Source organism: Mesorhizobium sp. Root102 (genome assembly GCF_001425625.1).
GTDB lineage: Bacteria > Pseudomonadota > Alphaproteobacteria > Rhizobiales > Rhizobiaceae > Mesorhizobium.
This window is the reverse complement of sequence record NZ_LMCP01000012.1, coordinates 467,598-479,623: the sequence shown is the minus strand read 5'-3', so window position 1 is coordinate 479,623 and position 12,026 is coordinate 467,598. Positions and strand designations below refer to the sequence as shown.

14 protein-coding genes are annotated in these 12,026 nt (G+C 59.0%); 5 read left to right on the top strand and 9 right to left on the bottom strand.

From position 1 onward, the window contains the following. Positions 1-288 precede the first annotated feature (288 nt). A complete protein-coding gene (locus ASD12_RS13485; protein ID WP_056586341.1) occupies positions 289-840 on the bottom strand; it encodes a nitroreductase family protein in 552 nt (183 codons plus the stop codon). A 227-nt stretch (positions 841-1,067) separates the two neighbouring features. On the opposite strand from ASD12_RS13485, the gene ASD12_RS13480 reads away from it, so the two are divergent. The 4 genes from ASD12_RS13480 (at position 1,068) to ASD12_RS13465 (ending at position 4,312) form a co-directional block, all read left to right on the top strand. Then, positions 1,068-1,298, top strand: a complete 231-nt coding sequence (locus ASD12_RS13480; protein WP_056586338.1) for a hypothetical protein — start codon at positions 1,068-1,070, stop codon at positions 1,296-1,298. Between the two features lie 2 nt (positions 1,299-1,300). Further along, positions 1,301-1,591: a hypothetical protein gene (locus tag ASD12_RS13475; RefSeq protein ID WP_056586335.1), complete on the top strand. Its 291-nt coding sequence runs from the start codon at positions 1,301-1,303 to the stop codon at positions 1,589-1,591. Positions 1,592-1,824: 233 nt separating this feature from the next. Further along, positions 1,825-2,835, top strand: a complete 1,011-nt coding sequence (locus ASD12_RS13470) for an LOG family protein (RefSeq protein ID WP_082525411.1) — start codon at positions 1,825-1,827, stop codon at positions 2,833-2,835. Between the two features lie 550 nt (positions 2,836-3,385). Continuing rightward, positions 3,386-4,312, top strand: coding sequence for a 1-phosphofructokinase family hexose kinase (locus ASD12_RS13465; protein ID WP_056586332.1), 927 nt, complete (start codon positions 3,386-3,388; stop codon positions 4,310-4,312). Between the two features lie 106 nt (positions 4,313-4,418). On the opposite strand, the gene glk is transcribed toward ASD12_RS13465, so the two are convergent. From glk to ASD12_RS13435, 7 genes are all read right to left on the bottom strand, one after another. After that, entirely contained in the window at positions 4,419-5,411 is a 993-nt protein-coding gene (gene glk / locus ASD12_RS13460; protein WP_056586329.1) for a glucokinase, read from the bottom strand. A gap of 342 nt (positions 5,412-5,753) precedes the next feature. Further along, the gene (locus tag ASD12_RS13455) at positions 5,754-6,431 is read right to left on the bottom strand and encodes a phosphoribosyltransferase (RefSeq protein WP_056586866.1); all 678 of its coding nucleotides are present in this window, start codon (positions 6,429-6,431) and stop codon (positions 5,754-5,756) included. A 4-nt stretch (positions 6,432-6,435) separates the two neighbouring features. Further along, the gene (locus ASD12_RS13450; protein WP_056586326.1) at positions 6,436-7,125 is read right to left on the bottom strand and encodes a dienelactone hydrolase family protein; all 690 of its coding nucleotides are present in this window, start codon (positions 7,123-7,125) and stop codon (positions 6,436-6,438) included. Next, on the bottom strand, positions 7,122-7,448 hold the full coding sequence (locus tag ASD12_RS33100; RefSeq protein ID WP_200951045.1) for a hypothetical protein: 327 nt from the start codon (positions 7,446-7,448) through the stop codon (positions 7,122-7,124). Before ASD12_RS33100 ends, ASD12_RS13450 begins: the two co-directional genes overlap by 4 nt. A gap of 210 nt (positions 7,449-7,658) precedes the next feature. Then, on the bottom strand, positions 7,659-8,426 hold the full coding sequence (locus ASD12_RS13445) for an ABC transporter permease (protein ID WP_056586323.1): 768 nt from the start codon (positions 8,424-8,426) through the stop codon (positions 7,659-7,661). Then, positions 8,423-9,250 carry an ABC transporter ATP-binding protein gene (locus ASD12_RS13440; RefSeq protein WP_244482839.1) on the bottom strand — a complete coding sequence of 276 codons (828 nt, stop codon included), beginning with the start codon at positions 9,248-9,250 and terminating at the stop codon, positions 8,423-8,425. The genes ASD12_RS13445 and ASD12_RS13440 overlap by 4 nt, the downstream gene beginning before the upstream one ends. After that, positions 9,247-10,200, bottom strand: coding sequence for an ABC transporter substrate-binding protein (locus tag ASD12_RS13435; protein WP_244482838.1), 954 nt, complete (start codon positions 10,198-10,200; stop codon positions 9,247-9,249). Before ASD12_RS13435 ends, ASD12_RS13440 begins: the two co-directional genes overlap by 4 nt. Positions 10,201-11,124: 924 nt before the next feature. Between ASD12_RS13435 and ASD12_RS34115 the strand changes: the two genes are divergently transcribed. Continuing rightward, entirely contained in the window at positions 11,125-11,346 is a 222-nt protein-coding gene (locus ASD12_RS34115; RefSeq protein WP_200953698.1) for a hypothetical protein, read from the top strand. A gap of 81 nt (positions 11,347-11,427) precedes the next feature. Here the strand turns inward: ASD12_RS34115 and ASD12_RS13430 are convergent, their stop codons facing one another. Continuing rightward, positions 11,428-11,760, bottom strand: coding sequence for a hypothetical protein (locus ASD12_RS13430; RefSeq protein WP_156398586.1), 333 nt, complete (start codon positions 11,758-11,760; stop codon positions 11,428-11,430). Positions 11,761-12,026 lie beyond the last annotated feature (266 nt).

Below are 12,026 nucleotides of genomic sequence, written 5' to 3'. Positions count from 1 at the left end.
GCGCTGCATCGCGTCCTCATCAAGGAAGGCCTGCTGAGCCGGGCGCAGAACCTCTCCCTTTGCCACCCCTCGTTCGGGACGAGCTCTTTGCCGACGACATGATCGAGGCCCGTGACACGGGCCGGGACGGCCTTATGGTTGACCAGCGTATAGCAGGCACCGCACGCGCCGTGACCGCAGCCGAAGTGCTCCCCCCTCAGTCCCAGATCGTCGCCGCAGCGGGCTGAGGAGCGAATATCCGGGCGGCGCGTTCAGGTTCCGCACCATTGATCGTTGTGTACATATGCGTCACCGGCTCCATACGATTCTGGCTTTCCCGCGCGGGGTCGGTGGTGGCAGCGTACCGCGATGGCCGAGAATGATCGGTGCGACCGCGTGCCAGCGTGCTGGGATGCCGAGCTTGGCCTTCACTGCCGGATCGTTCAGCCACGGTCGCGAAAGACCGATCCAGCACGTCCCAAGACCTCTTGCATGCGCAGCCAGCATGAAATTCTCGCCGGCCAGGCAGCAGTCCTCGGATGACTGGCTCTCATCATTGATGGCACAGATGACCACAAGCGCGGCCGCGCCGTGAAAGATCGCGAAGGCCGGGTCGGCAGCATGAATGGCAAGCGGTGAGCCGGGGGGCAGGTGTGCCTGCACATGGTGCTTGGCTTCCGCCGAAAGCCCATGCAGGCGCTCGACTCCCTGGACGACGGCGAAGCCCCATGGCTGAAGGTTGACGGCACTCGGCGCCAGGATGGCGGCCCCTATCAGTTCTTCGATTACGTCTTCTTCTACAGGAACGCCCGTGAACTCGCGCACGGCACGCCGAGTGCGCAATGCTTCCATCAGTTCCATCACACGCTCCAAAGCTGGCTTCGCGTCAGTCTACCGTGACGACACGGGCCACGGTTTGATGCATCTCAATGCGGGGGCTTTTGCATTCGTTATGCTGCGGCGCGGCGGCGAAGGCTGAGTAGTCGATTTGCGCCCACATCCCAATTTGACGCAAATCAACGACGTCACCACGCATCCGTCGCAGGCTTGTTTTAAGTCGGACCGTTCCGACCTGATGGGAGGATAAAATGAAACTGTTCATTGGCGTGGCGATCGCGTTTGGGCTTGGACTGGCGATGGCATCCACCGCCGCGCGAGCGGACGGCACCGTGGAGGTGCTTCACTGGTGGACATCGGGCGGTGAGGCAAAAGCCGTCGGCGAACTGAAGAAATCATTTGAGGCCCAGGGAGGCACCTGGATCGACTCACCGATCGCCGGCGGCGGCGGCGACGCCGCCAGAAGGTCCTGGCAAGCCTGATCATGTCGCCTGCTTTCCAGGAGACTTTCAACCTTGCCAAAGGCTCGATCCCCGCGCGCACCGACGTGCCGCTGAACAAGTTCGATTCCTGCGCGCTGAAGTCGCACGAAGACCTGTTGGCGGCGATCAAGGACAACTCGCTGGTGCCTTCCATGGCTCATGAGATGGCGGTCTCGCGCACCGTGCGTGGCGAGTTCCTCGACCTCGTGACGAACTTCTTCAACTCCGACATGAGTTCGGCAGATGCTGTCAATGCGCTTGCCAAAGCGGTGAAGCGCGCGCAGCAGCCGTGAGCTGAATCGTTGCGGGACCGCCCTCCGCGGTCCCGTCCCGGCGAAGGTGAAGTCCTGGGGAGCGAAGGGCACGCTCATTCGACCGCTATCCTCCGACGGGACTGAGACGGGACTGAGACGGGATTGAAATGACGCCCCGCGATCGTCTGCTCGCGTCCTTGCGACGCATGTCGTCAACGCCGCCTAAATGAATTCTGCCGTGCAGCACATTTGATCCGAGGAACGCCATCAAAATGGACCGGGGCCGATCCGAGGATCGCAAATCGAAACGCAAACAGCAGGCGACCGTGGATATTCATCCTGTTCCTTCGCCACCCCACCCATCGCAGAGGCAGCTGCCGTTGCCCTGGCAAACCCCCAAGCCTCCCGAAGACGATCCCGGGGCAGCGCGCCGGCTTGAGGCCATTCTAGCCAGTCCCAGTTATCGGCTGCCCGTCGAGGATCCCGCCTTTCTCGAGAACGATGACACCCGTGGCCCGCGGCTTGAGATTGACTATCTGAAGCCAGAAATGCTGCTGCGCCAGCACGGCATTCGCGGAACGATTGTCGTTTTCGGTAGCACCCGCATCTGCGAGCCTACTGCCGCGCAGCGTAACCTCCGGGCACTTCGTGACAGGGAGATCGCGCAACCGGACGCTGACGCGAGCTTACGCCTCGGCGCGGCCGAACGCATCGCAGCAAAGGCCCACTTCTACGATGTCGCACGTCAGTTCGGCAGATTGGTCAGCCGTGCCAACCATGATCAGCAAGATCGCCGCATCGTCATCATGACCGGTTCCGGACCAGGGATCATGGAGGCCGCCAATCGCGGCGCCTTCGATCTCGGCGCGCCATCGGTGGGCCTCAACATCAGCCTACCGCACGAGCAATACCCCAATCCGTATGTCAGCCCGGAACTATGCTTTCGGGTGCACTATTTTGCCATCCGGAAGCTTCATTTCCTGCTGCGGGCCAAGGCTCTCATCGCCTTCCCCGGCGGATTTGGAACGTTCGACGAGCTGTTCGAAACTCTGACCCTCGTTCAGACCCGCAAGATCAAGCCGATCCCAATCATCCTCGTGGGTGAGAAATTCTGGCGCCGCGCAATCGACATCGATTTCTTGGTCGAGGAAGGGGTCATCGATCCCGAGGATCGCGATCTCTTCTGGTTTGCCGAAACCGCGGAGGAAATCTGGGAGGGCATTCTTCGGTGGCATGCGGCAGCTGGAGAGCCGCTCTATCCTGTTGGGGGCGCCGGCACATGAGGATTTCTATCCATGGCGCGCGCTGTGGTGTCACGGGCTCCTGTCATTTCTCGAATGCACCGGTCGGCGCATCCTGACTGACTGCGGATTCTTTCAGACCGTCAATCAAGTTCGAGCTGCCGCATGTAGAGTGCGTGCTGGCGTCAGTACCCGCAGATGAACTGCTTCGGCGCCTTGAGACAGGACAAAGTGCCCGTAGGAACGATGTTCCGGTTCGAGGTCAACATGAACCGCGCAAAGATTTTCGATCCCGCAACCGGCCTTCACCTCTGACGTTATGCTTCTCGATGAGGCCCATCAGGAACCTAATTTTTTGCGAGCCTCGGGACAGGGCGCATTTCAACCAGCCGACGCCGAACTCCTTGGCCTGGCGGCAATAGATGTTGTCGAGGTCAAGGTGTATTCGTGTTGATGTTTGCGCTAGGTCAAGGCGGCGACAGGCCGGGTCCGAGCAAGCTGTTTTTAAGATAGCCAGTCCCAATTGGCGCACGCGATACATAAGCGCGTCAGTTGCTGCACCGGTTGGGTGTGAAGGATTGCCGAACAGCTCGTGAAACGGATCCTAACCATAACGCTCAACCCGGCGGTCGACGTTTCAAGCGAAACGGAAGCCGTGCGCCCGACCCGCAAGGTGCGAACCACCGACACAAGGTTTGATCCCGGCGGTGGCGGTATCAATGTCGCCCGCGTCATCACGGCGTTAGGAGGAGAAGCCGAAGCCTACTTCCTTGCAGGAGGAGAGACAGGCTCGCTACTGGCGCGCCTGCTGCAAAAGGAAGGAGTGCTCGGTCACCTGGTGCCGATCAGGGGCGATACCAGGATCAGCTTCATGGTTCGCGAACGCAGCACGGGCCTCGAATATCGCTTTGTTCCCGAAGGGCCCTCAGTGCGGCCCGGAGAATTGAAGCCGTGTCTGGATATAATTGCGTCCCACACAGGGCAGTACGTTATTGCGAGCGGAAGTCTCCCCAAGAACACAGCTTCCGACATTTACGGCCGAATGGCCAAGTTGGCAGCAGCGCGCGGTGCGAAATTCGTTCTCGACAGTTCCGGCACCGGTCTCGGTACGACGCTCAAGCATTCTCGTGTCTTCCTGGTGAAACCGAGCCTTGGGGAGTTGGAGCAGTTTGTCGGCCACAAACTTGATGAAATGGGTGTCCGCCAAGCTGCGTCCGACATCGTGGCCGGCGGTGCGGCAGAGTTGGTCGCGGTTACCATGGGCGCAGACGGCGCACTCCTTGCCAGCGCTCAGGGTGTACTGCGCGTACCTGCGATCCCTGTGCGCGCGCGCTCTACCGTCGGCGCGGGAGACAGCTTCCTCGGAGCAATGATCTGGGCACTCTCCGAAGGTAAGGCCCCTGGGGAGGCGCTCAGATTGGGCGTTGCGGCCGGTGCCGCTGCAATAATGAGGCCCGGATTTCAACTTTGCCGTCAAAAGGACGTGTTCGACCTGAGCGCGGCTGCACTGTCAAAATAGCGGATGCACCAATGCGCTGAGCGAGCTTCTCTGGCGTCGAGATCTGGTGGCAGGCTCGTCGGACAAGACCTGGACGCGGACCTCCCGCGAAATGCTTCCCAATGTGTCAGGACAAAAATTCCGCTTGGGACAGCGCTACTGCCGCACCTCGCAATCCCGCGTCCAGCGCCTTGATCACAAAGATCGGGATCGGCTCAAGAAAGGACGACAGGCGCCCCTTGTATTGAAACTCCCTGTGGAAAAACGCCAAACGGAAAGCGGTGGCTTCTGAAGGGTCGAAAACCCTCGCGGGGATGCCGCCGCCGAGATAGACGCCGCCCCGAGCGCCGTAGACAAGGGCCATGTCGCCCGCGAAACGACCTAGCCATCTCTCAAGATATCCGAGCGCCTCGAGCGCGAGGCGATTCTCACCGTGCAGCGCCTGTTCTACGATCTCGGGTGCCGACGCTAAACCCGCCGCGCCCCCCTGCATCGACGCCAGCGCCTGGTAGATCTGCACGAGCCCAGGACCCGAAATCAAGCGCTCCGCCGACACGTGCTTTTCGTTTTTTGCGATGAGCTTGATGAGTGAGAGTTCATCGGCATCTTCGGCCGCGAAGGAAATGTGGCCGCCTTCGCTGGGTAATGCGATCCAGCCTGACGGAGAAGAGACAAGACCCGCAACACCTAGACCCGTGCCCGGTCCCAGCACGACTTTCGGCGCACGATCCACCGGGTCTCCTCCGCCGATCTTGTGGAGGTCGTGTGGCCCCAAGAAGGGCAAAGACATGGCGAGCGCCTCGAAATCATTGACCAAATGAACGTACTTCGCGCCGCTTGCTAAGCACAGATCCTTGCGCGAGAAGGACCATGGGAGATTCGTCATGCGGACAGTCTGTTCCGTAACCGGACCGGCAATAGCGAAACCAGCGATCGAAGGCCGATGCGGGATGCAATCCATGTAGGCTTTGATCGCGGTCTGGAGCGATGGGAACATGTCGCAGCGAAAACTGGCGAAATGTTTGATTGTGAGTTCATCGATGTCCGCAATCGCAAACCGCGCGTTGGTTCCGCCTATGTCAGCCACAAGAGCGATGCGAGATTTGTCCGTTAGGGTCATGATTCCAGCGCTCACTTCAAAGGGATAGATTCAACGCAACAGGATGCTCCGTTGAATTCCAACTGATCATTCGCAAAGGCAGGCAGGCGTTGTCGCCACACCTAGACGTTTGAATGCTAGCACAGGCACTCAAAGGCATTTTGATTCACGTCAACAGACAATCCGGGTCTCTGCTCGAGCTTCAACAGTGAGCGTCTCGCATAAAATCCTGGACCTGCGCGGATAGGTCGTGGCAGCGCTACAGCCCCATGTCCTGGCTTTCACGGAAATCGTCGGCCGCTTCCAGCGCTGATCTCAATCATGGGCGCGGTCCACGCAACGGTCAGGAATATGGCTGAGCCACTATTTATCGACCGCAGGGGGCGTTCCCGCGGACACCCTTGCCTGTGCGGCGTCCATCAAGGCGATCACGTCCTGATCTCTCAATTGATGGAAATCGCGATAATAAAGACCGATCGCCTGAAAGAATTCGGGCTCTTCAAGACAGACGACATCGTCGGCCTCTTTCCTCAGCGCCTCGATCGTCTCAGGCGGGGCCACCGGAACCGCCACTACGATGCTGCAGGGCTTGCGTCGCCGTAAGCCACGGATCGCAGCCCGAACGGTCGCGCCTGTTGCTATCCCGTCGTCGACAATGATGGCAATCCGGCTCTTGACATCGAGAGGGTGGCGATTGCCAGCATAAAGGCGACGTCGACGTTCGATTTCAGCGAGTTCCCTCTCGCATGACTTGTCAAACTCTGCCGCCGACACCCAGGCAAGGCGAATGACATCTGCGTTGCGCACAACGATGGGATCATCGCCGTCGATGATCGCGCCCATGGCAAGTTCGGGGTGGGTTGGTACCCCGATCTTACGCACCAGAAGCAGGTCAAGAGGAGCCTCCAGATAGGAGGCAACCTCCGCCGCCACCGGTACGCCGCCGCGAGGCAAGGCCAGTACCACGACATTGTCGCCTCGATAGCGATCAAGGGCCTTGCCCAGCCGTTTTCCTGCCTCGGAGCGATCTGCGAACGGCATGGGATCAACCTTCTCTCGCATGGCGGGCTGCCGGCGAGAGGTGGCGCGTGAACCACGCGCTTGCCTCGGCGACAACAGCATCGAGCGCACCAGATTCTGAAAAAAGATGGCTCGCGCCCGGAATAACCTTCAACTCCTTGGGACAGGTGAGACGCGCCAGCGCCGATCTGTTCAGCGCAAGAACATCCTGGTCGTTGCCGCCGACAATCAGCAATGTCGGCGCACGCACCTCTTCGAGTGCAGCCGCCGCCATATCTGGTCGTCCGCCGCGCGACACGACCGCGCCTATCCTGTCTCCGAGCGCCGCGGCCGAAACGAGGGCGGCTGCGGCACCAGTGCTTGCGCCAAACAATCCCACTGGCAATTTATCCGTCCGCGGGTCCGCGAAGGTCCAATTCAAGGTCATAGTCAGGCGTTCTGCGAGCAGCGGGATGTCGAAAACATTGGATCTGTCCGCCTCTTCGTCCTTCGTCAGCAAATCAAACAGCAAAGTGGCAAATCCGGCATGATTGAGGGCTTCCGCCACATAGGTGTTGCGCGGGCTGAACCGGCTTGAACCGCTGCCGTGAGCGAAGGCAATGATGCCACGTGACTGTTGCGGAATGCGCAGCGATCCGACCAATCCAATCGGAGGGATCAAAACCTCGGCGACTTCCGCGCGATCGCTGGGGTACGATTTGGGACTCCTGCTCACCGCTTCGCTCCAGGTCGGTCTAATTTCGGGACCGTGACAGAGCTTTGCGGTTGGCCGTGCTGCTTCGAGGGCGCACGATGTTCGACATCAATGGGGCCGGCGAGGGTTCCAAGTGCGACCAGAACTTGACGCAGCACGTCAGTCTCTTCGCCAGGCATGCCTTCCTCGAGAGCGACGGCCTCTTCTTCCGCATTGTACTGCCAGCGACGGAGGATCTCGAACTTCTGTTCCTTTGATAGCGTTGTTGGCGCCAAGACATTCTCCGGCTGACCAAAAACCGATGCTGGGTCGTTCAAGGCCTCTTCGAAATCAATCGCTGCCATCGAATTCAATCCCTAGGCTTGCGGGACGACGCCTGTCGGTCCGATGCAAAGTCCATAGTAGTGCCTACACGCTGCACCTATTCATGAGACGCCGAGCGCGGCATTGATGCCGATCAATGAATGTGAATGCTGCCTGCAAGACTTGGCGAACAAGGTGACGAAAGTTGACGATCGACCTCGCTGCGATCACAAGGCCGCCCCTTCCGTGGGTTACTCGACATTCGTTCCCCAACGCCGGTGAAGAAATCGCTCCCAAGGCGAAAACAGAATTCTGTCGGCCAACGACCCGATGATCACGATCATCGCCATGGCGCCGATTACCTGATCCATCGCCTGCAGCTCCCGCCCATAGTGCAGCAGTTGACCAAGGCCAAATCCCGTCAGGATGGTCACATAAATCTCTGCCGCCATCAGCGAACGCCACGCGAAAGCCCAACCTTGCTTCATGCCGCTCACCAGGAACGGCAAGGATGCAGGCAGCATCACCCTGGTCCACAGATGCAGCCCCTGCGATCCCATGGTTCGCGCCGCGCGGGCATAGATCGGCGGAATTGTGCGTGCGCCATGGTCGGTGGCGATGATAACGGACCAAACAGTTCCCATGACGACCACGAACAGCATCGCGCCTTCGGTCTGGCCGAACCACAGAAGTGCGAGGGGTACCCAACATACACTCGGCAACGTCTGGAGCCCGAGCGCTAGCGCTCCAATCGTGTCCTCCAGCATTTGTGAAGAACTGGTGAGCAACCCTAGCGGCAAACCGATCAGCAAGCCGATCGCATAGCCAGCCAGAAGCCGCTTCATCGTGACAAAAATCGCCTCGACAAGAGTCCCATCCAACAGAGCTCCCCAAAGATACTCAGCAACGCTCCATGGCGATGGAAACAGAACGGGCGACCACCGCCCACTGCCAGCAGCGATGCCCCAAATTCCCAGCAAGGCCATGAAAAAGAGTGAGGGGACAACAATACGCCTCATTCAGGCACCCCTCCTCCTACTGTGCCGCGAAGGGCATCGGCGATGCGCGCGGCGTACCCAACCAGTTCGACGTCATAGATGCTTCGCGGCCGCGGCAACGGAATGTCAAACGCCTGGATAATCTTTCCCGGCGCCTGCGACATGAGCAGTACCCGATCACCCAGGCAGACTGCCTCACGCATGTTGTGAGTGACAAAAACAATCGTCTTGCCGGCGTCGCGCCAGATGCGCTGAACGTCGTCGTAGAGATGCTCCCGGGTCATCGCATCGAGCGCGCCAAACGGCTCATCCATAAGAAGCACTTGTGGATCAGCGGCAAGGGCGCGCGCCAAAGCCACGCGCTGTTTCATGCCACCCGACAATTCGTGAACATGCACCCGCTCGAATTTCTCCAGTCCGACCAAGCCAAGGAACCGGTGTGCAATCTCGCGCCGCCCATCATTGGTGAGCTCGGGGCAGAGTTTCAGGCCGAACATGACGTTGCCGAACACGTCCAGCCACGGAAACAGCGACGGCTCCTGGAACACGACCAACCGCTGCCGCCCGGGACCAGTGACCAGGTGACCGTCGGCAAGCACGTGTCCAGAGTCCGGCTTGGTCAGCCCGGCAATGATATCGAGGAGCGTTGACTTGCCACAACCGCTCGGCCCGACAAGGCAAACGACTTCGCCCGCCGCGACCTGCATCGAAATGCTGTCGAGTGCGTGTACGGTTGCCCGCGGAGTGCGGAACCACTTCGACACGCTTTCAACGATGAGCTTGCTTGATGCTCCAGAGGCATGCTCGGGCATCACGCCCTGCCATTGCGCTTCAGCCATGTTCATGGAACGTCAAGAAGACGAGATAAGTCGGGTACGGCATGCAGGAAGCCGACTTGCTGAGCGCTGCTGACAAATCTCTGCAAAGCTTCAAGCGAGATGTCGCTGGTCACCGTCAAACGCGACCACGCACGTGCTATAAGCTCCGGCGCCATGTCGGTCCTGAACTGGAGCCTGAGTTCCTCCCTGACCATGCGCTGGGCTTCGGCAGGATTCTGGTTGATCCAGTCAGTCAGATCCCGGTGGGCGGCTGCGAAGCGAGCTACAGTCTTCCGATGCGACGATAGAAACTCAGCACGCGACACGAGGATGGTCGTAACTGCATTCTTCTCCTCCACCAACACCTTGCCACCGGCTTCTTGCTCAAGGCGCGTTACCCACGGCTCAACGGTCCAAACGGCATCGAGTTGTCTGGTCTTGAATAGCGCCAGCTGATCAGGATTGGCCGTCGGTAAGACCAGCGCGTCGCCGCCAGTCTGCGTGATCCGCAGTCCACCTAACATGAGCCAAGCCCGCGCAGCGACATCCTGCGTATTTCCGAACTGAGGGGTGCCGATCCGTTTACCGCGAAAGTCCGATGGGGCGGCGAGGTTCGAATCGGGCTGCACAACGAGTGCCGATCCTCCGTTTACCGCTCCGGCGATCACGCGAATTTCCTGCCCGTCAGAGCGTGCATAAGCATTGATAGCCGGATTCGGTCCAACATAGGCAAGGTCGAGGCTTCCAGCAAAGATCGCTTCCATGGCGCTTGGACCGGCATTGTAAGCGTACCATTCGACCTTGACATCCTGGCCGATGCGCGGCGCAAACCAGCTCCGGCCCTGCCGCTCAAAATTTCTGGCGACCAGCGCCTGAACATGGGTGATGTTCGGAAAATGACCAACTCGCAGCGTGATGCCCTCCCCGCAAGCCGTCGATGTTGCAAACGCCAACACGCCCACGGCCGTCAGCGCCAACAACCGCCGAGGCTGAAGGTGCGAGGGGGACAACGAAATGCGTCGACCCGTGTGGATTTCTATCCGGCCAATCAATGGGCGCGGCGTCCGGCGGAGGATCCTGAGGACAGCCCAAAGCACGCTCTCAACGCGCCGGTGCAGGTCTCCGAGCACGATTTCCCTCCAATGCTTTGAGCCCTATGACATGTAGGCGCCAATCCATAGGGACCGACCCTGTCGACGCATTGATACCGATCAACTCTTGGCCAGTGCACAGCCGGATCATCAGAAACCTCGATCGCGTTCCCACGTAAGCAATGCATTGTCACGAGCGTGCTTCTTATGCCATCTCGGTCCTGGCCCGCGCATATAGTAAAGCTCGGGCCGGTACGGGTCGAACAGATCTGTCACAAGCCCTTGCAGTGCACTTGCAATGAGTGGCCCTCTGCAAAAAGAGGCTGCGATTGCGATAGCTTTGGATGTCAGGTGTGCGCAGAACATCAGACCACTCCCATGTCGGCCTATCGTTGAGTTGACGTCCGACAACCATCAGGCACTTCAATTGAAGATGGGGACGTCGTTGCGCCTTGAACTTCAGCGCAAAAGCGCCTGCCCAACAATTCGGTTGTACCCTTAGGGGATTCTACGAAGTGCCGCCGTCGGGTCCGATGGTCTTCCATTCGATCTGTGCCGATTTGTTTCCGGCGGTGTCGCGACGGACCACAAAGTGCGGGCTCGGTCGTCAAAGACCTGTCCATTCGCATTCGCATCCTGTTGGGATCAAGCGAAAAGCAACTGGCCGCCCCTGCCACCGACGCTTTGCGGAGCGAGCGACGCTGTTCGATCCCTTACATGTCACAACACTCATCGCGATGACTCTTGACGTGGATCAACGACGCATTCGACTTCAGCCGGTACCGTTGTTCAAACAAAGGGAGCGGGCCGATGTTTCACGAAGCAATTCGCTTTCCATCAAGGCAGGCCAAAATAAACTTGAAATGGCACCTGTCGAACGAGCCACCGCAACTCCGCACCTCGGATGAAGGACTGGTTTGGCATTTGAAACATGCCGTGCATTGTGGTTGCCGGCCATTGCCGAATGACGTCAACGAAGAGTTGGAGAATCGTGGTATTTTTGCCGTTGTGCAATTACCGCATCTGACTTGAGAAATAATCTGAGCTAATCCCTGTCGCAAAAAATGAGTTGAAGCTCGACGGGACCAACTTCCAAGGACCGGGCTGGCTCGCCTACCGCGCGTCAAAGAGGACAACCAATTGCCGCTCCTTTGCATACTGCACGACGCATGCGGTCAATTCATCGTCGTTTTCGTTGCAGTCCGGCCAACCCCATCGCACGGCTTCGATCGTGGATTTGGTTGAAATCGTTTCGCCGGCGTGATGCGTCGAGAGCGCCGCGGCGACCAGTTTGAGACCCGAGCGAAACGCGCTTTCCTCTGATGCTTCGAGAACCAGGAGCCTTAGCTCTTCCTTTGCAAGCAGACCCTCAACGACATGCGGCTGTTCCGGGCTTAGTTCGTGAGAAAGCATCTCGTGAAAGCGAGCGACGTTGGCATGTGCCACATAGCGATCAACGATCTGGTCCCTAAAAGTGCTCTTTTTTGGTCTGAATGTTCCCGACCGAAAAATACTAGGCCGTATATCCCCTGCTGTCCAATCCAATTCCGGCGCCTGTGGCGGTGCCACTGAAGCACAGCTGATTTCAATTTGATCCAGAACAAAGACGACAATGGAAACTAGGACGAGTTTTGGCTTTAGGCTGCCTTAGAAGTGTTTTTCGAACTTGATTTCCTGGTCGGCTCTATTTTGAGGTCCCTCTTTGGCACAAC